Origin of the sequence: Pseudomonas sp. W3I7 (assembly GCF_030816095.1) — a bacterium.
Classification (GTDB): domain Bacteria; phylum Pseudomonadota; class Gammaproteobacteria; order Pseudomonadales; family Pseudomonadaceae; genus Aquipseudomonas; species Aquipseudomonas salomonii.
In genome coordinates, this window is the sequence record NZ_JAUSXP010000001.1 from 2,737,548 (window position 1) to 2,755,135 (window position 17,588).

Annotated in this window: 21 protein-coding genes and 1 tRNA gene; 11 read left to right on the plus strand and 11 right to left on the minus strand. The window is 59.1% G+C overall.

The genetic code is table 11. The features are described 5' to 3' along the window. Positions 1-4: 4 nt before the first annotated feature. Positions 5-1,630, minus strand: a complete 1,626-nt coding sequence (locus QF043_RS12760; RefSeq protein WP_307418744.1) for an APC family permease — start codon at positions 1,628-1,630, stop codon at positions 5-7. Positions 1,631-1,952: 322 nt separating this feature from the next. Between QF043_RS12760 and QF043_RS12765 the strand changes: the two genes are divergently transcribed. Then, complete coding sequence (locus QF043_RS12765; protein WP_307418745.1) at positions 1,953-2,711, plus strand: AraC family transcriptional regulator; 759 nt, start codon at positions 1,953-1,955, stop codon at positions 2,709-2,711. A 72-nt stretch (positions 2,712-2,783) separates the two neighbouring features. Further along, entirely contained in the window at positions 2,784-4,850 is a 2,067-nt protein-coding gene (gene treS / locus QF043_RS12770; protein WP_307418746.1) for a maltose alpha-D-glucosyltransferase, read from the plus strand. Here treS and QF043_RS12775 read toward each other — a convergent pair. Beyond that, positions 4,847-5,746 carry a LysR family transcriptional regulator gene (locus QF043_RS12775; RefSeq protein ID WP_307418747.1) on the minus strand — a complete coding sequence of 300 codons (900 nt, stop codon included), beginning with the start codon at positions 5,744-5,746 and terminating at the stop codon, positions 4,847-4,849. The genes treS and QF043_RS12775 overlap by 4 nt on opposite strands. Before the next feature lie 95 nt (positions 5,747-5,841). Between QF043_RS12775 and QF043_RS12780 the strand changes: the two genes are divergently transcribed. Both QF043_RS12780 and QF043_RS12785 read left to right on the plus strand, forming a co-directional pair. After that, positions 5,842-6,519: a nitroreductase gene (locus QF043_RS12780; protein WP_307418748.1), complete on the plus strand. Its 678-nt coding sequence runs from the start codon at positions 5,842-5,844 to the stop codon at positions 6,517-6,519. Between the two features lie 180 nt (positions 6,520-6,699). Then, entirely contained in the window at positions 6,700-7,092 is a 393-nt protein-coding gene (locus tag QF043_RS12785; protein ID WP_305453618.1) for a tautomerase family protein, read from the plus strand. Positions 7,093-7,140: 48 nt separating this feature from the next. On the opposite strand, the gene QF043_RS12790 is transcribed toward QF043_RS12785, so the two are convergent. The 4 genes from QF043_RS12790 to QF043_RS12805 all read right to left on the minus strand — a co-directional run bounded on the left by QF043_RS12790 (position 7,141) and on the right by QF043_RS12805 (position 9,509). After that, the gene (locus QF043_RS12790; protein ID WP_307418749.1) at positions 7,141-7,746 is read right to left on the minus strand and encodes a cysteine hydrolase family protein; all 606 of its coding nucleotides are present in this window, start codon (positions 7,744-7,746) and stop codon (positions 7,141-7,143) included. Between the two features lie 188 nt (positions 7,747-7,934). Beyond that, positions 7,935-8,657, minus strand: coding sequence for a 2OG-Fe(II) oxygenase (locus QF043_RS12795; RefSeq protein WP_307418750.1), 723 nt, complete (start codon positions 8,655-8,657; stop codon positions 7,935-7,937). Next, on the minus strand, positions 8,585-8,902 hold the full coding sequence (locus QF043_RS12800) for a metal-binding protein (protein ID WP_307418751.1): 318 nt from the start codon (positions 8,900-8,902) through the stop codon (positions 8,585-8,587). The genes QF043_RS12795 and QF043_RS12800 overlap by 73 nt, the downstream gene beginning before the upstream one ends. Next, positions 8,895-9,509: a 2OG-Fe(II) oxygenase gene (locus QF043_RS12805; protein WP_307418753.1), complete on the minus strand. Its 615-nt coding sequence runs from the start codon at positions 9,507-9,509 to the stop codon at positions 8,895-8,897. The genes QF043_RS12800 and QF043_RS12805 overlap by 8 nt, the downstream gene beginning before the upstream one ends. A 211-nt stretch (positions 9,510-9,720) precedes the next feature. On the opposite strand from QF043_RS12805, the gene QF043_RS12810 reads away from it, so the two are divergent. The 3 genes from QF043_RS12810 to QF043_RS12820 all read left to right on the plus strand — a co-directional run bounded on the left by QF043_RS12810 (position 9,721) and on the right by QF043_RS12820 (position 12,565). Continuing rightward, a complete protein-coding gene (locus QF043_RS12810) occupies positions 9,721-11,439 on the plus strand; it encodes a hydrogenase maturation protein (protein WP_307418754.1) in 1,719 nt (572 codons plus the stop codon). A gap of 82 nt (positions 11,440-11,521) precedes the next feature. Beyond that, entirely contained in the window at positions 11,522-12,073 is a 552-nt protein-coding gene (locus QF043_RS12815) for a GNAT family N-acetyltransferase (protein ID WP_307418755.1), read from the plus strand. Positions 12,074-12,127: 54 nt separating this feature from the next. Continuing rightward, on the plus strand, positions 12,128-12,565 hold the full coding sequence (locus QF043_RS12820; RefSeq protein ID WP_307418756.1) for an anti-virulence regulator CigR family protein: 438 nt from the start codon (positions 12,128-12,130) through the stop codon (positions 12,563-12,565). Positions 12,566-12,628: 63 nt separating this feature from the next. Here QF043_RS12820 and QF043_RS12825 read toward each other — a convergent pair whose 3' ends face one another. Beyond that, complete coding sequence (locus QF043_RS12825) at positions 12,629-13,039, minus strand: VOC family protein (protein WP_307418757.1); 411 nt, start codon at positions 13,037-13,039, stop codon at positions 12,629-12,631. A 261-nt stretch (positions 13,040-13,300) separates the two neighbouring features. Between QF043_RS12825 and QF043_RS12830 the strand changes: the two genes are divergently transcribed. From QF043_RS12830 to QF043_RS12845, 4 genes are all read left to right on the plus strand, one after another. Beyond that, positions 13,301-13,387 (plus strand) — tRNA-Leu (locus QF043_RS12830). A 256-nt stretch (positions 13,388-13,643) separates the two neighbouring features. Then, the gene (locus QF043_RS12835; RefSeq protein WP_307418758.1) at positions 13,644-13,865 is read left to right on the plus strand and encodes a PLD nuclease N-terminal domain-containing protein; all 222 of its coding nucleotides are present in this window, start codon (positions 13,644-13,646) and stop codon (positions 13,863-13,865) included. A gap of 12 nt (positions 13,866-13,877) precedes the next feature. Next, positions 13,878-14,393, plus strand: a complete 516-nt coding sequence (locus tag QF043_RS12840; RefSeq protein WP_307418759.1) for a hypothetical protein — start codon at positions 13,878-13,880, stop codon at positions 14,391-14,393. A gap of 8 nt (positions 14,394-14,401) precedes the next feature. Further along, the gene (locus QF043_RS12845) at positions 14,402-14,845 is read left to right on the plus strand and encodes a DUF421 domain-containing protein (protein WP_065946802.1); all 444 of its coding nucleotides are present in this window, start codon (positions 14,402-14,404) and stop codon (positions 14,843-14,845) included. 331 nt (positions 14,846-15,176) lie between these two features. Here QF043_RS12845 and QF043_RS12850 read toward each other — a convergent pair whose 3' ends face one another. The 4 genes from QF043_RS12850 to QF043_RS12865 all read right to left on the minus strand — a co-directional run bounded on the left by QF043_RS12850 (position 15,177) and on the right by QF043_RS12865 (position 17,421). Beyond that, positions 15,177-15,431, minus strand: a complete 255-nt coding sequence (locus QF043_RS12850; RefSeq protein WP_307418760.1) for a DUF6555 family protein — start codon at positions 15,429-15,431, stop codon at positions 15,177-15,179. A 100-nt stretch (positions 15,432-15,531) separates the two neighbouring features. Then, positions 15,532-15,813, minus strand: a complete 282-nt coding sequence (locus tag QF043_RS12855; RefSeq protein ID WP_307418761.1) for a hypothetical protein — start codon at positions 15,811-15,813, stop codon at positions 15,532-15,534. Positions 15,814-15,819: 6 nt separating this feature from the next. After that, positions 15,820-16,572, minus strand: a complete 753-nt coding sequence (locus QF043_RS12860; RefSeq protein ID WP_307418762.1) for an OBAP family protein — start codon at positions 16,570-16,572, stop codon at positions 15,820-15,822. Positions 16,573-16,890: 318 nt separating this feature from the next. Next, positions 16,891-17,421: a cupin gene (locus QF043_RS12865; protein ID WP_307418763.1), complete on the minus strand. Its 531-nt coding sequence runs from the start codon at positions 17,419-17,421 to the stop codon at positions 16,891-16,893. Positions 17,422-17,588 lie beyond the last annotated feature (167 nt).

Consider the following 17,588-nt stretch of genomic DNA (forward strand, 5'->3'; position numbering starts at 1 on the left):
TCCATCAGTGAGTGGCCGGGGACAGTGGCGCGCTGTAATGCGCATCGCTGACGGCTTCGCTTTCGTCGTCTTCGTGTTCCAGGCGCACCAGGTGTGCCGGTACGCCGGTGGCGGCGCCCCAGTAGTAGATGCCCAAGGCGCAGAGGGCGACGACCAGGGTGTCAAACGGATGGCTGATCACACCGATGCCGCCGAAACTGCCGAGCTTGGACAGCAGGATGGTCACCGCATAAAAGCCGATCAGCCAGGCCGACGAGCGCACTTGCTGCTTGAGATTCAGGTGCGCGGTGGGCACCCAGCGTGCGCACAGCAGGTACACCACAAACATCAGAATTTGCAGGCCCAGCAACCACGACACGGTGCTCCAGCCCGACCAGTACACAATCAGCGCGGCGATGATGAACGACAGCGGGCCGAGCACCGCCATGCCTTTGACCCGGAACGGCCGCGCCATGCCCGGCGCATTGCGGCGCAGCGCGGCGACGGTGACCGGGGCCACCGCGTAGCTGAGAATCAGCGCCGCCGACACCACATTGATCAGCGCTTCCCAGGACGGAAACGGCAGGGTCCAGAACACCGACAAACCAAAGGTCAACCACAGCGCCGGACGCGGGATGCCGGACTTCTCATCAATGCGCGTAAAGAGCTTGAAAAACGTGCCGGTCTGCGCCCAGCCGTACACCACGCGCGGCGTGGCGTTCATGTAGATATTGCCGCAGCCGCTGGGCGAGATCACCGCATCGGCCACCACCAGGTACGCCAGCCAGCCCACGCCCAGTGCCAGGGCAATGTCGCGATACGGCAGCGCCAGTTGCTTGCTGATACCCGCCCAGCCATCGGCGAGCATCTCGGTCGGCACGCCACCGAGGAACGCGGTTTGCAGCAGTACATAGATGGCGGTCGACAGCAGCACCGAGAGGATCAAGGCAATCGGAATCGTGCGTTGCGGGTTCTTCACTTCACTGGCCACCGAGATGATCGGTGTGAGGCCCAGGTAGGCAAAAATCACCCCACCGGCCGACACTGCCATCTCGATGCCCGACAGACCGAACGGGGCAAAGCCCTGGGTCTGGAAGTTCGCCGGTTTGAAGAAGGTGAACAGCACACCAATCACCAGCAGCGGCACGATGAACTTGAATACGCTCACCAGGTTATTGGCGATGGCGAAGGTCTTGACGCTGCGGTAATTGAGCACAAAGAACAGGCACAACAGGGCCAATTGCACCAGCCAGCCCAGGGTGGTCGGGTCGCTGGAACCGACCTTGGTCAGTTCGGGAAACCAGGCCGCGGCGTATTGGCGCGAGGCGACCACTTCGATGGCCACCAGGCTTGAAAACGCGATCAGCGTGATAAAGCCCATCAGGTAGCCCAGCAACGGGCCATGGGAGTACACCGGGTAACGCACCACGCCACCCGCGCGGGGCAGGGCGGCGCCGAGTTCGCAGTACACGATGCCCAACAGCAGCACGGCGAACCCGCCGATCAACCAGGAAATAATCCCCGCCGGGCCGGCGATGGCGGACACGTGGCTGGCTGCAAATAACCAGCCCGAACCGAAGATGGCGCCTAACCCGATAAAGGTCAGGTCCATCAGTGAAAGTTGTTTCTTGAACTTGCCTTGAGCAGACATGGCGGCGCCTTCTTGTGAGTTATTGGATAGGCATGCAGTGGCGATATCCTGAACCGATCAAGGGGCGCTGCGATTGATGTTTTGCGTTGATGTGGATGACGAATTCGGCACAGTTTGAATCCGCCGATCTAAGCTTTTATGTGGGAGCTGGCTTGCCTGCGATTGCATCACCTCGGTTTGCCTGAATGACCGAGGCGTCTGCATCGCAGGCAAGCCAGCTCCCACATTTTTTGACCGAGTGTGGCTTTCAAGCTCCCACAAGGTTGTGTGGATACTGAGGCTGGCATAGTGCAATCTGCCTAAAAAAACCGGAGTTCAGGCCATGGTGCCCAGTGCATTTGCGAGCGTTCTACAGGCCAATCGCCCCAGCAGCATCGAGCAACTATTGGCCGGGGTCGCGCAGTTGTTGCCCTTGCTCGATGTGATCCCCAATGCCGCGATTTTCATCAAGGATATCGACGCCCGTTACGTGCTCGCCAACCACACCCTGGTGCAACGCTGCGGCCTTAAACAGCTGCATCCACTGCTGGGCAAGACCAGCGCCGAAGTGTTCCCCGCGCAATTGGGGCCGGGCTACACCGAGCAGGACCGACGCGTGCTTGAGCAAGGTTTTGTGCTCGAAGACCAGCTTGAGCTGCACCTGTATGGCAGCCGCGAACCGGGCTGGTGCCTGACGCACAAATGGCCGCTGTACAACGACAAGGGCACGATCATCGGCCTGGCGGGTATTTCGGTGGACCTGCAATCGGCCAGCGAAACGCACCCGGCCTACCAGCGCCTGGCCGCTGTGGATGAACACATTCGCCAGCATTTCAACCGACGCGTCACCCTTGGCGAGCTGACCCGCATTGCCGGGATTTCCGTGGCGCAACTGGAGCGCTACTGCAAACGCGTATTCCACCTCACGCCCCGGCAGATGATTCAGAAGGTGCGCCTGGAGCATGCGCGCCGGCTGTTGCACACCGACCTGCCGATCACCGAGGTGGCGCTGCAATGCGGCTACACCGACCACAGCGCGTTTACCCGCCAGTTCAAGGCGTTGACCGGGTTTACGCCCAGGCAGTATCGGCAATTGGAGTAAATGCAACGAATCATGGCATCCGCTGCTCCTATGCTTACCAATAACCTTTTCACGGCAAGAGGAAACAGGCTTATGACGGCGGCGGACAACGATCATGTGAACTGGCTGGTGCAACAATCCATGCTCAACGCGGCGCGTCAGCGGGCCAGGCTCTATAGCGGGCAAGGGCGCTTGTGGCAGCAGCCGTATGCCCAGACCCGGCCGCGTGATGCCTCAGCGTTGTCGTCCGTGTGGTTCACCGCGTACCCGGCCTCGATTGTGACCCGTGAAAACGGCACAGTGCTCGAAGCCTTGGGCGACGAAAGCCTGTGGCAGGCGTTGTCGAAGATCGGCATTCAGGGCATTCACAACGGCCCGCTGAAAAAGTCCGGCGGCCTGGACGGTACGCGGCATACGCCGACCATCGATGGCAATTTTGACCGCATCAGCTTCGAGATTGACCCACAGCTGGGCACCGAGGCGCAGTTGCAGGCCCTGACGCGTATGGCCGCCGCGCACAATGCGGTGATCATCGATGATGTGATCCCATCCCACACCGGCAAGGGCGCGGACTTCCGCCTGGCCGAGATGGCGTATGAGGATTATCCGGGGCTCTACCACATGGTCGAGATCCGCGAGGAAGACTGGCCCTTGCTGCCCGATGTGGCCGAAGGGCGTGATGCGCAGAACCTCAGCCCCGCGCAGGTGGATGCGCTGCGCGACAAGCATTACATCGTCGGCCAGTTGCAGCGGGTGATCTTCTTCGAGCCCGGCGTCAAGGAAACCGACTGGAGTGCAACCCCGGTGGTCGTTGGCGTGGACGCCAAACCGCGCCGCTGGGTGTACCTGCATTACTTCAAGGAAGGCCAGCCGTCGCTGAACTGGCTGGACCCTTCGTTTGCCGCGCAGCAGATGATCATCGGCGACGCCCTGCATGCCATTGATGTGATGGGCGCCAAGATCCTGCGTCTGGACGCCAACGGCTTCCTCGGCGTGGAACGCAAGCTGGACGGCACTGCCTGGTCGGAAAGCCACCCGTTGTCGATCACCGGCAACCAACTGCTCGGCGGGGCGATTCGCAAGGCGGGCGGCTTCAGTTTTCAGGAGTTGAACCTCACCGTCGACGATATCGCCGCCATGTCCCACGGCGGTGCCGACCTGTCCTACGACTTCATCACGCGCCCGGCGTATCAGCATGCCTTGCTGATGGGCGACACCGAATTTTTGCGCCTGATGTTGCGCGAGATGCACAGCCAGGGCATCGACCCCGGTTCCCTGATTCATGCGCTGCAAAACCACGATGAACTGACCCTGGAGCTGGTGCACTTCTGGACCCTGCACGCCCACGACAGTTACCTCTACCAGGGCCAGACCTTCCCCGGCAACAGCCTGCGCGAGCATATCCGCGAGCAGATGTACGAGCGGCTGGCCGGCGAGCATGCGCCGTATAACCTCAAGTTCGTCACCAATGGGGTTTCTTGCACCACCGCCAGCATTATCACGGCGGCCCTGGGCATCCGTGACCTGGAGGCGATCACGCCGGCCGATATCGAGCAGATTCGCCGGATCCATGTGCTGCTGGTGATGTACAACGCCATGCAGCCTGGGGTGTTTGCCCTGTCTGGCTGGGACCTGGTCGGCGCGTTGCCGTTGGCGGCCGATGCGGTGGCGCACTTGATGGGCGATGGCGACACCCGCTGGATTCATCGCGGTGCCTATGACCTGGTGGAGTTGAACCCGGACGCCGAACTGTCCGCCGGCCAGATGCCAAGGGCGAAAACCCTCTACGGCAGCCTCAACAGCCAGTTGCAGGACCCGGACTCGTTCGCGTCACAGCTGCAGAAAATTCTCGCGGTGCGCAACGCTTATGGCATCGCCGCCAGCCGCCAGATTCTGGTGCCGGATGTGGAGCATCCGGGGCTGCTGATCATGGTTCACGAGTTGCCGGCCGGGAAGGGCACGCAAATCACCGCGCTTAACTTCGGCAGTACGGCGCTGACCGAAACCCTGCACCTGCCCGACATTGCGCCGGGGCCGGTGGTGGACATTATTAACGAGCGGGTTGAGGGCGATCTGACTGCTGAGGGTGAGTTCACCATCACGTTGGACGCGTATGAGGGGCTGGCGCTACGGGTGGTCAGCCTGTCGCCGATGCTTTAGGCCCCGAAGGCGTTCATGGCCTGATCGATAAAATGCCGCAGCTTTGCCGTGCGTTGGCGGTCTGCCGGATAGATCAGGCTCATGGGCTTGGACGGCCCATCATAGTTGGGCAACACCCGCACCAGTTGCCCACTGGCCAGCGCCGGGGCAAGCAGGTCGAGGGCGGCCATCACCATGCCGAAACCGGCGATGGCGGCCTTGAGCTGGGCATCGGCACTGTTGACCCGCAAACGGCTGGCGACCGACACCGGATAGGTTTTGCCGTGGCGGGTAAATGCCCATTCCTTGTCCATCACCCGGTCGGTGAACACATAGCCCAGGCACGCGTGACTGGATAAATCACTGGGGTGCCCCGGTGTGCCGTGGGCCTGCAAATAAGCCGGCGAGGCGCACACCAGCAGTTGATAGGGGCGCAATGGACGCACCACCAGGCTGGTGCTGTCGGCCACACCTGGCTCACCGATGCGAAACGCAGCTTCGACGCCTTCGGCGATCAGGTCGACGTAGCGATCTGTGAGGTCAAGGTCGATCTCCACCAACGGGTGCTCGGCCAGGAATTGATTGATCACCGGCATCAGGCTTTGCGCACCAAAGTTCTGCGCTGCGCTGATCTTCAGTGCGCCCATGGGTTGGGCATGGGTTTCCAGGGCCAGGGCGTCGGCGGCTTCGACGTCGGCTAGCACGCGCACGCAGCGGGCGTAGTATGCGCGGCCGAATTCGGTGAGTTGCTGGCGCCGGGTGGTGCGGTTGAGCAGGCGCACTTGCAGGTGCTGTTCGAGGTGCTCGATGTAGCGCGCGATCATTTGCGGCGACAGCTCAAGCAGGTTGGCAGCTGCGGCGAAGGAGCCGGCATCGGTGGCGGTGACAAACACCTGCATGGCGCGAAACTTGTCCATCAGCCATCACTATTAGTTGTGAATGTGACAATCATAGGTGCATTTATCCTGGTCAAAGTGATGAATAAGCTAGCATCTTTTCCAGGAGAGCTTCGATGAAGGTGCCAGAGATTTTCCAAGATATCGCTCGCAGCCGCCGCGTAACCCGGCAGTTTTTGCCGACGCCCTTGAGCGAGCATCAACTCAACCGTGTACTGCTTGATGCCCAGCACAGCCCGTCAAACTGCAACACCCAGCCATGGCAGGTACACGTGGTGAGCGGCGCGACCCGTGAGCGCCTCTCCAGCGCATTGCTGGCAGCCGATGATCGGCAACATTTCACCCCGGATTTTGAGTTCGATATGGCGGCCTACACTGGCGTGTTTGCCGAGCGTGCGCAGGCCAGTGGTCGCGCACGCTACGAGGCGATTGATATTGGCCGTGAAGACCACGCCGCCCGTGCGGCTTGCTTGCGCCACAACCTGACTTTTTTCGATGCGCCCCATGTGGCCTTACTGTTCATGCCCAAGATCAGCGATTACGTGCGTTCGGCGGGGGATATCGGTATGTACGCGCAGACTTTCCTGCTGTCGCTGCAGGCGCGCGGCCTGGGCGGGATTCCCCAGACGCTGTTGGGCATGTATGCCGAAACCGTGCGCGAAGTGCTGGGGGTGAGTGAGGAGTTGAAGCTGATGTTCGGCATTTCCTTCGGGCATGCCGACCCGCATTCGGCCTCGAACTTTGTCGACGTCGGGCGTGTGGCCCTGCAAGACAGTGTGGTGCGGCACAGCTGAATGCATGCGCTTGCGGTGCACAGGCGTGCTTATTACGACTTTGTGCTGGCGAGCATTTAAAATGCTAAATACGCATAATTAAATATAACAATATGCGCTTGATGTATTTTGTCGTTCGAGCTAGCGTAGTGCCAATGGCCACGTTTGAGCACCGGCCACTGACCTGCCGAGGAATTTCCCATGCCTTTAGTTCGAATCGACCTGGCCGCCGACACCTCCACTGAAACCGCCGCTGCGATTGGTGACGTGGTCTACGCCGCCATGACCAGCGTGGCCAATGTGCCTGAGCACGACAAATTCCAGATCATCAATCGTCACGCCAAGGATGAGTTGGTGTATCCGGCAGCGGGTTATCTGGGGATTACCTACACGCCGAACATCGTGTTTATCCAGGTGACCTGGAGCGCCGGGCGTAGCATCGCGGTGAAAAAGGCTTTTTATAAATTTATCGCCGAGGGCATCCACGCCAAGACCGGGCTGCGCAAAGAAGATGTGTGGATCAACCTGGTGGATGTGAAACGCGAGGATTGGTCGTTTGGCAACGGCGAGATGCAGTACGTGCCTGACGAGTGAGGCAGGCCCGCAAGCAGGCGGCGACTCAGTGATGAGTCGCCGTTGTTTTTATTGGGCGTTCAACGCTTGTAGAAACTGGGTGTGTTTCAGCGTTTGCGAGAACATCGGCAAGGTGAAGTGCTCGGCGGCGTGTTGTTGCTCATTGCTGAAGGTGGCGGTGCAGTCGGTCAACGTCACCACGTCGTAGCCTTTCTCATAACCCGAACGAACCGTGCCTTCAACGCAGCAATTGGTCAAAAAGCCTGCGACGACCAGGTTCTGGATGCCGTTGTTGCGCAGCACCAAATCCAGGCCGGTGGTGGCAAACGCATCCAGGCCGCGTTTGCCCTCGATCAGGATGTCAGCCGGCTCACGGCTCAGTGCCTCGCTGATTTCGGCGCCCCAGCTGCCGGCCCGAAAGGCGCTGCCGTCTGCCACACCCTTGAGAATGCCGTAGGAGCGGTGCGTCAGTTCGGGGTAGCCGTCGGCGAACTGGATCGGCATATGGATGATCTTCACACCGAGTTTTCGGGCTTGTTCAACGGTGGTTGCAGTGTTTGCCAGCATGTCGGTGCTGTGCATGACGCCTTTGACTGCGTCGTGAAACACGCCACCCGCAGTGGTGAAGTCGTTTTGGAATTCAATCAGGACCAGTGCGGTTTTCGTCGGGTTCATAGTGATGCTCCGTCAGGTGGTTTTTTCACTACAGCAGTTATAGGCGCCAAATCCAAGGGCTGCACCCATCGTGTGGGAGCGGGCTTGCTCGCGAATGCGGTGGATCAGTCAGTGTTTACGTGTCTGACACACCGCATTCGCGAGCAAGCCCCACACATAAAAGCAGAATTGCGACTCGATGACCGCATTCATTTGGCATCGTGAAAGATGATGCCCAGCGTGTGGCGCTCTCCGCGATGCAGACGGCTCACGCCGTGACGCACGCTGACTGCGCAAAAACCACGCGCGGAACGTGCCGGGCGGCTGTTGACGGCAAAGATCAGCGCTTGGCCTTGTTCAAGAGGCACCACCTCAGCCCGCGTGGGTTTGCTGGAACCGGTGTGCGTGAGGACGAACTCACCCCCTTCGAAGTCCAGGCCTGGCTGGTCGAGCAGGAACACCACCTGAAACGGAAACACCTGCTCGCCATACAAATCCTGATGCAGGCAGGTGTAGTCATCTTGCCGATAGCGCAGCATCAGCGGCGTGGGCCTGCATTGGCCGGCCCGGTGACAGATTGCCTTGAATTTTACATGAGTGTCGGGGAAGCGTTGACTCATCTTCAGCGCCGCATGCCAGCGGTTGGCGACCGGTGCGAGGTGCGCGTAAAGATGCGCGCGCAGGTTGTCGACGAGTGCCGGCAGCGGGTAGCGAAAGTACTGGTATTCACCTCGCCCGAAGGCGTAGCGCTGCATGACGATGCGGCTGCGAAAGTGGCTTTGATCAGCATAGAGCGCTGCCAGTTGCTGACAGGTTTGCCGCGTCAAGAGTCTCGGCAGCAGCGCGTAGCCGTCGTTCCTCAGGGCCGCTTCGATCGTTGGCCAATCGAGGTTATCCAGGTGAGTGTTGATAAAGGCTGCTGAAGTTTCCATTGGCGATACTCGGCCGGCATGCACACGGCGCAAGGGCGATAGCCCGCTGCGATGGCGCTGGATTGATTGAGGAAAAACACCCGGTGCTGCACATAGCCGCCATGGGCGATGGCGTGCAGCGCCGCGCGGCAATCCAGCAGGCCGTAGCGTTTGCCGCGTCGATGACCAGCCAATGTGCCCGGTTCGGCGCTTGAGTAGGCTTGGCCATCACTGCCCAATAGCCGCCACATGCGCTCGCTAGTCATGCGCAGCCCCAGGACATAAGTGAAAACTGAGCAAAAAACCGTGTCGTTCGCCGCTTCGGACCCTGCTGATCGCGTGTTTCATATTCACCCGGTAGTTACCCTTGCTGCCCTTGAACGGGCGGTAGGCAGTCGTGATTATTGCCAGATCACCGCGCTGCAACGGCACCACCATCGGCCGCGATTGCATTCGGGGCCGTTGCTCGGTGAGGATAAATTCACCGCCGGTGAAATCCTCACCGGGAGCCGACAGCACGCCGACCAGTTGAAACGGAAATACGTGCTCGCCCTCGGCGTCCTGCCTCAGCGCCTGCTGCTCGTCTTTGCGCAGGCATGTCAGTTGGGGCAGTGCGTGCTGTTGGCCGACGGCGCGGCACTGCGCGTGAAGGTCGGTGAGTTGGGGCGGGAAGCGGTAGGGCAGCTGCAGGATGTCGTTCCACTGGTTGGAAACCTGAGCCAATGGCGGATAAAAGCCGTTCAGAAGGTGGGTGAACAAGCCTGGGACCTCAAGCGCGAACATGCCGGGCAGCACGATGAAACCTTCGCGGTCGAGTGTCAGGCCGATGGTGTGCCAATCCAGGCGTTCCAGGGGGGCGGCAAGGTGAGTCATGAAAGCCTCGGTCACTGTGCATTTGCGCCAGTGTAGGCGGGCGCCAAGTCACTGAAACTCCGGTTCTTGCGACGCAATTCTCCCTGGCTGACCGAACATTGATCTCGATCAGGTGCCCCGCCTGGCAAGCCTTTTAACCTTGTGCTTCCATCAAAGGCCAGGGACGGCTCAATGCGAGCCTGTGGCCGTGCACCTCAAGGAAGAGTCTGCCATGCGATCATTGAAGATCATCTTGTTGTCCTCTGCATTCAACGGTCTGACCCAACGGGCCTGGCTGGATTTGCGCCAGTCGGGGTTTGACCCCAGCGTGGTGCTGTTCACCGATGAAGCCTCGGTGTGCCGGCAAATCGAGGCATCCGACGCCGACCTGGTAATTTGCCCGTTCCTCAAGGACCGCGTGCCGCAGCAGCTGTGGAGCAACCTCGATCGCCCGGTGGTGATCATTCATCCGGGTATTGTCGGTGACCGTGGCGCCAGCGCGCTGGATTGGGCCATCACCCAGCAGGCGCGCCGCTGGGGCGTCACCGCGCTGCAGGCGGTGGAGGAGATGGACGCGGGGCCGGTGTGGTCGACCTGTGAGTTCGAGATGCCCGCCGAGGTGCGCAAGTCCGAGTTGTACAACGGCCTGGTGAGTGATGCTGCGATCACCTGTATTCGCGACGTGGTGGAAAAATTCACCCGTGGTGTGTTCCCTACGCCGCTGGACTACACGCAGCTCAACGTTATCGGGCGCTTGCAGCCGAACATGAAGCAGGTAGACCGTGCCTTCAGCTGGCACGACTGCGCGCGCTTCATCAAACGCAGCATCGACGCCGCCGACGGCCAGCCGGGTGTGTTGGCCAGTATTCACGGCGAGCAGTATTACGTGTACGACGCGCACCTGGATGCACGCCGGGGCTTGCCGGGTGAAATGCTCGCGGTACAGGATGATGCAGTATTGGTCGCGGCCGGTGATCAGAGCGTGTGGGTCGGCTCGCTCAAACGCAAGGCCCAGCCAGGCGAGGAGACCTTCAAGTTGCCGGCCCGTCACGTGTTGGCCGGGCGCCTGGCGGGGGTGCCCGTGCTGGACAGCTCAATCGCCCATCAAGCCTTCAATGAACAGGCCTATCAACCGATTCGCTATCGAGAGTGCGGCCACGTCGGCGAGTTGACCTTCGAGTGCTACAACGGCGCCATGAGCACCGAACAGTGCCAGCGGCTGGTCGCTGCACTGCGTTGGGCCAAGGCGCGCAGCACCCAGGTGCTGCTGATCAAGGGCGGGCGCGGCAGCTTTTCCAATGGCGTGCACCTCAACGTCATCCAGGCCGCCCCCGTGCCGGGGCTGGAGGCTTGGGCAAATATCCAGGCGATCGATGATGTGTGCCAGGAACTGCTGACCGCCCGGCAACTGGTGGTCAGTGGCCTGACCGGCAGTGCCGGCGCCGGCGGTGTAATGCTAGCCCTGGCGGCCGATATTGTTTTCGCGCGCGCCGGTGTGGTGCTTAACCCGCATTACAAGAGCATGGGGCTGTATGGCTCCGAATACTGGACCTACAGCCTGCCGCGTGCGGTGGGCAGCGAGATTGCCCATAAGCTCACCGAAGAATGCCTGCCGATCAGCGCCATTCAGGCACAGCAGTGGGGCATGGTGCAGGACATTGGCCCACGTTGCCCAAATGAGTTCAGTGCCTGGTTGCTGCAAGCGGCCCAAGGCGCGCTGAGCGATGAAAAATACGCCGCGCAACGCACGCGCAAAGCCAATATCGACCTTGAGCCAATGGAACGCTGCCGCCAAAACGAGTTGGCCCAGATGGCGTTGGACATGGTGCGCAACCGCCAGCAATTTGCCGAGAAGTGCCGCAACTTTGTGTTCAAGCGTAAAACCTGCCAGACGCCGCAACGGTTGATTGCGCCGTGGGCGTTGGCGCGTAAGGGCGAACTGGTCGACTGAGCGGTAGTGCGCTGCCCATGTGCTTGCGAGTGCCCTATCCCATGCGCGATGATCTGGCACCGTCAGCGCCTGGAGAACAGTGATGCAATCGCTACCCATCCCGCCCTCCATCAAGGGCTCGTTACTTGAGCTGCGCCCGCTGGAAGCCGGGGATTTCGAGGCCCTGTATGGCGTCGCCTGCGACCCGTTGATCTGGGCCCAGCACCCCAGCCCCACGCGCTACCAGGAACCGGTGTTTCGCGAATGGTTCGAGCAGGCGCTGGCATCCCCCAGCGTACTGGTGGTGATCGATTCTGAGCGCAACAGGGTAGTGGGCAGCTCTCGTTACTACGACTTCAGCGAGCCGCTGCGTGAGGTGGCGATCGGGTACACGTTTCTGGCGCGTGAAAAATGGGGCGGCGGGGCCAATGGCGAGCTTAAACAACTGATGCTCAAGCACGCCTTTCAGTGGGTCGATACCGTATGGTTCCACGTCGGCGCCGACAATATTCGCTCGCAGCGGGCGATGGAGAAAATCGGCGGGCAGCTTTCGCATACCTCAATAAAAACCTTCGCAGGGCGTTCGCAAGAGAATCGTTTTTATAAAGTTGAGCGGGCCGCATTTGAGCCGTCCGTAATGGGCGAGCGCTACTGATTTCGGCAATTCGATCTATATTCAAAAGGGCAGTCCCTTCTGGAGTGAATGATCATGTTCAAATCTCGCTCGTTGGTAGTCGTCATCACCTGCATTGCGCTGGTCGCGGGCTCGGCGACGGCGTTGGCTGATCCTGGTAACGGGAAGGGGCAAGGGCATGGCAACGGCAACAGCCAAGGCGGGCAGGGCAAGAAGGGCAAAGGCGGCGATTCGCACTATGGTCCAAGCGTTGATCGAGGCAGCGTGCTGGGCGTGCTCGGTGGCTACCGTGATTATTGGCGACCTGGCCCACCACTGCCCCCTGGCATACAAAAGAACCTCGCCCGAGGAAAGCCGCTGCCTCCAGGGATTGCGAAAAAGCTGGACGGCCGATTACTCGGCAGGCTGCCTCATTACGACGGCTACGAATGGCAGCAGGCAGGCACGGATCTGATCCTCGTGGCTATTGCTTCCGGGATCATCTACGAAGTGCTTAACGGCGCTTTTGACTAATGCGTTGAGGGCTATTGATGGCGCACGATAAAGGTATCGTTCGCCGTCCTCTATGCAGCCAGACTAAATGGCAGGGCCTTTCAACTCGATCCGGTTATCATCCGGGTCATTGAAATAAATCGACCAGCCAGTCCCGTCTGCGCCGTAGCGCTGCTGCGCCTTTTCCGCAAACACACCCGCCTCAGCCAAGTGGCTGAGAATGGCGGACTCATCAAAAGGCTCAACCCTGAGGCAAACGTGATCGACGTTATGCCTTTGCTTGCCCGCCGGCTCCCCACCCTCACGACCGATCGACCCGTTCACATCGACCAGGTCAATCAGGGACGTGCCGGCACTGAGGTGGATCATGCCGAGGTCATCACGGCGCTTTTTGACCTCACAGCCCAGTACCGAGGTGTAAAACGCCAGGCTGCGCGAGATGTCCTTCACGCGTAAAACAACATGATCTATATGTTGAATTGAAAAGGTGCGCATTGCGATCATTCCTGTTTGATCATGGGTTTTGGTATCGCCAAAGTCTTCAACTTAGCTGATCCTGGAAAAAAGGGCTGCATTCAGCCCGTGGCGTCGGCTTGGGGCGCTCAGCCAACCGGCTTGTTGCAGTACCGGTTTACTGCGTAGCTCACTGATCTGCCGAGCTTTTTCAGCTTGGAATGAGCACCATAAAGGTACGCTTCGACCTTGCGTCCAAGCGCCAGGGTCTATATATTCCCAACCCTGCAACACCGCGCTACCGCCCGAATGGCGAAACTGGTAGACGCATGGGACTTAAAATCCCCCGCTCGTAAGGGCGTCCCGGTTCGATTCCGGGTTCGGGCACCATTTTACATTCCACTGGAAGCCGTTGAGTTCCTTGGAAGCCTTGAAAAACCTGCCTTCTGGCGGGTTTTTTTGTTTCTGCGTTCCGTCGAATTCTCGTCCGCTCTTCAGAGTATTCTGAAATATCGATTAATTCAGCGATTCAACCGGGCCTGAATTATCGCCTTTTTAGATCGACGCTTAGCCATTTCAAAAAATCTGAACCTCATCGGCGCCCCTCAAACCTAACCACTTATAACCAGTGACCGGGAGGTGCGTCATGCAAGTGACCTATTTTTGGATTGGCCTGATGGTCATTCTGCTGTTGCTGGACTTATGGGTCCTCAACAGCGTCTGGCGTAGCGATAACAGCACGGGCAGCAAGGCGGGTTGGACGGCGTTGGTCGTGGTATTACCGTTTGTAGGGGTGGCTATTTGGGCGATTGCGGGTCCGCGCGGCGTCACCAAAGGCCCGTCCTCTCCAGAACACAGTAAGGGTTGATCAAGGGGCCGTATGAAGGAGCCTATTCATCGGGACCTGCACAGCCGCAATTACCCCGTCGATGAAGACATGGTCTTGCAACGCAAGGTCTGGTGCTTCGAGCGAGTGGGCTGGTACGGCCTGGTAGCGCTGATCGGGCTCACCTTGGCAGGGGTTTTCTCCAAAGGGCCGCTGAGCAGCGCAGAGAGCCGCAGTGCCGATGGGCAACTGCGCGTCGAGTACCAGCGGTTCCTGCGCAATGGCTCTTCCGATGAGTTGATCGTCCATCTCCAGGGCAAACCCCGCGAGCCGGTTGAAGTCGAAATCAACGGCGAATTGTTGCGCGGCTTTGAAATTGAAATGCTTCAACCGCAGCCACTCAAGGCGAGTGCCGCAGGCGAGGGCGTAAGGCTGTGGGTGCTCAGCGACGACGCAGGGCAGGCGATCGTGCACCTGACGGTGCACAGCGATGGTGTGGGCAGTTTTACGACGCGCGTCTCGCTGCCAACCGGCGCCTCATTGGGTTTCTCACAGTTCATCTATCCCTAGGGGGCATCATGGATTCGGTGTTACGGGCAGCTGCTATCTACTTGGTGTTGATGATCCTGTTCAAGATCGCCGGCCGGCGTTCGCTTGCGGAGCTGACCACTTTCGACCTGGTGCTGTTGATGGTCATTGGCGAGGCGACCCAGCAGGCGTTGCTGGGCGACGACTTCTCGCTGACCAATGCGGTGCTGGTGATCGCAACGCTGATTGCAATAGACATTGGTTTCTCACTGGTCAAACAGCGTTCACGCTGGTTTTCCCGCCTGCTTGATGGCGGCCCGACGATAGTCGTCGAGCATGGCAATGTGCTCCATGAGCGCCTCAAGCGTGCGCGGTTGGATGAAAGCGATATTCTTGAAGCCGCCCGATCCGCTCAAGGCATCGTGGAGATCAATCAGATTAAATTTGCGATCCTTGAGCGCAACGGAAAAATTTCCGTCATTCCTTCTGAATAGATCCAGACTAACGCCATAAGCGACAGAGTTTTTCGATGAGATCACTACAAGATTCTCGAGGGCCAATACCCGGAGGTCAAGCAGGACAAACTCCCGCTGGCCCTAGGCCGTGAAGTCGCCGGCCTGGTAGAAAAAGTCGGGCAGGGCGTGAGGAGGCGTCATGAGCGAACCATCCAAACCCTACACCTTGGGGCATGCCGGGCAAAAGGTGCGCCCCGACGGTCAACCGCCCCTGGGAGGCGGACGTCGATCAAGGCGGCATCGCCCCCGGGGGACCTTCAAAAGCCCCTGAGTCAGGGGCGTGATACTTGGCCGGGCGTCTGGCTGTTCATCATGCGAGACCCTCCGCCCATTGCACCTGCGTCGCGGCGCTCCAGCGTACCTGCGTGATGCCATATTTTTCCGCCATCGGCTTGGAAACACGCTTGAGTGTGTGCTGGCCAAATTTGGGTATGAAGGCGACACCTGCATCGCAAGCGGCCCAATGCCAAGCCTCTGCATTGTTCATTTGCGATGCGCGCACGATGAAGGACTTTGGTTCACCGTGAAGCTGATACTCGATGGTAAATAGAGTGTTATGTTTCATGAGGCCTCCCTATGCTCATGAATTACAGATATTTGACGTCAAAGAAAATTCAAAAAAGTGTCCGACAATTCGATGGGTGAGCCCCGGCGCTTATCACACTTCAATCATCTACTGTAAAAGTGACCCACCCGGGCGCATTCGTGGGCCGCTCCATATCGATGATGACGCCACTCAAGGAGGAGCCATCGGGTAAATTGACCGCGAGAAAGTTAGGATTGCCCGGCCAATCCAGCGGGGTATCGAAGTCCAAGCGCGCAATGGTCGGTTTTCCACTGCTGCTCATTTGGATGTTTACTGAGTCATTCAAGCGTTCATCTGAGGGTGTTCCCAAATGGCGCGAAGCAGTAATCACACTGGCAATACCTTGGAAGTCGTAAGACATGCTGATTTACCTCATCATAGTCGGATCGGTGATCTGAATAACGGTGCCCTGTTGCCATGCGTCCGCACCAGGTGCGATGGGTGGCGCAACTATATCGATGCGAGTCTTCTTCTTTTCGGTGCTGTCGATACCCATTCGCTGATCTCGCTCGGCGACCATCCGAGGGTTGGCCTGGCCATCGGTGGTAAACCCCATCATCAGTTGCGGCACACCCAGCGGCAGGCGTTTGTGGAGATCGGTATGCCAGGTATGCCAGGTCTTACCGTAGGTATGTACCAGTTTTTCCATCAAGGCGTGCTCGGCCACTTCGGGGATTCCCGGCGCGATAAGTTGCCCTGATTTCACTTCATGTACGTGGCTGTGCCAAAGCGCCTTTTCAGGTTCAGGCAGTGTGTTGAATAACTGCTCGCTGATGATGTATTCCACGCCCATCAACTTTGCATCCTTGCGATTGCCGTCGTAGATCACGCATTGAATCACCTCTTCATTGAGAACCGCGCAGTAGTGATGCGCTTCCATCTGCACATCAGGATGGCCGTTATAGAAGTGAAAACCGTCCAGATAGGCGTTCAATGCATCAACAGGCGCACGAGATTGGAGCAGGGCTGCACCGGCCTCCAGGGTTCGGGTAGACGGAGTAGTGGGTTTGCCGGGTGCCTCCACATTCGAGGGGGAATCATTGCCAGCGCAGGCGCTTAGCAGGGTAAAGGTTGCCGCCAAGGAGCATGACTTGGCCATTCTGGCTGTCTTGGTAATCATTGTCGTAGGTTCCATCCTCTGGCCTTCTCTCAAGCTGAATTCGTGAACGTCAGGTTCAACCCTGTAGACCTTGGAAAACCTGACACCATGCTCGTTCAAAACACTTTCACTTGAACATTGATTGATTTGAAAGGTCGTTTTTTGGCACAGGGTGATAGCGCATTCGCTCGTGCGCAGGAGCAATTATCATGTTTGTCGCCGCTACGATCGTGGAGTACCCAGTCGAGAGGAACGGTTCATGGGCTCGCGCGAGGAAGTCCAATATGCCCTGAAATCGCTGCCGGATTTTCACCCGCTAGCCATGGCGGGCGAGGGCGCTTAGCCATCTCTAACCCACAGCCTGCGATAGGCACCTTGATCGCCCGGCACTGGCCCCTCATCAGGAAAGGGTAGCTGTTCGATATTCCTCAACTGTTCTGGGGTGGGCGCCTCGCGGCAGATATCCGCACGCTGGCCTGGCGGATAGGCGCCGACTACGAGGAAGTCTTTACTGGCGCTCAAACTGCAATGCCCGGTGCCTGCCGGCAACAGCAACACATCGCCTGTACTCACGTTCATAAGCTGCCCGTGCTCGCCACCCAGCATCAGCTGAGCGTGGCCGCTTGCGACACCCAGCACTTCGTGCCCCTGTGTATGGTAATGATGATAGTTGTAGATCCGATCACGCCACTGAGGTGGCCAACCTTGGCTGGCGAACATTGCTTCAAAGAGTGCCGCAGGGTCGTCGAAGGGCTTGGACAGTGCCTCTGAATAAAAAAGTACGGGCAGGTCCGGGTTATTGGGCACCGTATCACCGCGCTTAAACATAAGCGGTATTGGCGCAGCTGTACCATTCTCAGAGCCGTTCATAGGGGATGGGCCATTTGAAATCCGGTTATTGAGCTGACTGCCACGTCCACTGCCCGCCGTCTTTCTCACAATCGATTTTGGCTTGCTTAAGGTCCTGTGCGGCGTAGTGATAAGTCACCACCCCAGCGTTGTTGGGAAGCATCGCGCCTGCGTGGCGAGGAACTTTG

Bases quoted from the DNA above. Each gene is read 5' to 3' on its own strand.
- QF043_RS12760 (WP_307418744.1), bottom strand. From the start codon at position 1,630: ATGTCTGCTCAAGGCAAGTTCAAGAAACAACTTTCACTGATGGACCTG.
- QF043_RS12765 (WP_307418745.1), top strand. From the start codon at position 1,953: ATGGTGCCCAGTGCATTTGCGAGCGTTCTACAGGCCAATCGCCCCAGC.
- treS (WP_307418746.1), top strand. From the start codon at position 2,784: ATGACGGCGGCGGACAACGATCATGTGAACTGGCTGGTGCAACAATCC.
- QF043_RS12775 (WP_307418747.1), bottom strand. From the start codon at position 5,746: ATGGACAAGTTTCGCGCCATGCAGGTGTTTGTCACCGCCACCGATGCC.
- QF043_RS12780 (WP_307418748.1), top strand. From the start codon at position 5,842: ATGAAGGTGCCAGAGATTTTCCAAGATATCGCTCGCAGCCGCCGCGTA.
- QF043_RS12785 (WP_305453618.1), top strand. From the start codon at position 6,700: ATGCCTTTAGTTCGAATCGACCTGGCCGCCGACACCTCCACTGAAACC.
- QF043_RS12790 (WP_307418749.1), bottom strand. From the start codon at position 7,746: ATGAACCCGACGAAAACCGCACTGGTCCTGATTGAATTCCAAAACGAC.
- QF043_RS12795 (WP_307418750.1), bottom strand. From the start codon at position 8,657: ATGGAAACTTCAGCAGCCTTTATCAACACTCACCTGGATAACCTCGAT.
- QF043_RS12800 (WP_307418751.1), bottom strand. From the start codon at position 8,902: ATGACTAGCGAGCGCATGTGGCGGCTATTGGGCAGTGATGGCCAAGCC.
- QF043_RS12805 (WP_307418753.1), bottom strand. From the start codon at position 9,509: ATGACTCACCTTGCCGCCCCCCTGGAACGCCTGGATTGGCACACCATC.
- QF043_RS12810 (WP_307418754.1), top strand. From the start codon at position 9,721: ATGCGATCATTGAAGATCATCTTGTTGTCCTCTGCATTCAACGGTCTG.
- QF043_RS12815 (WP_307418755.1), top strand. From the start codon at position 11,522: ATGCAATCGCTACCCATCCCGCCCTCCATCAAGGGCTCGTTACTTGAG.
- QF043_RS12820 (WP_307418756.1), top strand. From the start codon at position 12,128: ATGTTCAAATCTCGCTCGTTGGTAGTCGTCATCACCTGCATTGCGCTG.
- QF043_RS12825 (WP_307418757.1), bottom strand. From the start codon at position 13,039: ATGCGCACCTTTTCAATTCAACATATAGATCATGTTGTTTTACGCGTG.
- QF043_RS12835 (WP_307418758.1), top strand. From the start codon at position 13,644: ATGCAAGTGACCTATTTTTGGATTGGCCTGATGGTCATTCTGCTGTTG.
- QF043_RS12840 (WP_307418759.1), top strand. From the start codon at position 13,878: ATGAAGGAGCCTATTCATCGGGACCTGCACAGCCGCAATTACCCCGTC.
- QF043_RS12845 (WP_065946802.1), top strand. From the start codon at position 14,402: ATGGATTCGGTGTTACGGGCAGCTGCTATCTACTTGGTGTTGATGATC.
- QF043_RS12850 (WP_307418760.1), bottom strand. From the start codon at position 15,431: ATGAAACATAACACTCTATTTACCATCGAGTATCAGCTTCACGGTGAA.
- QF043_RS12855 (WP_307418761.1), bottom strand. From the start codon at position 15,813: ATGTCTTACGACTTCCAAGGTATTGCCAGTGTGATTACTGCTTCGCGC.
- QF043_RS12860 (WP_307418762.1), bottom strand. From the start codon at position 16,572: ATGATTACCAAGACAGCCAGAATGGCCAAGTCATGCTCCTTGGCGGCA.
- QF043_RS12865 (WP_307418763.1), bottom strand. From the start codon at position 17,421: ATGAACGGCTCTGAGAATGGTACAGCTGCGCCAATACCGCTTATGTTT.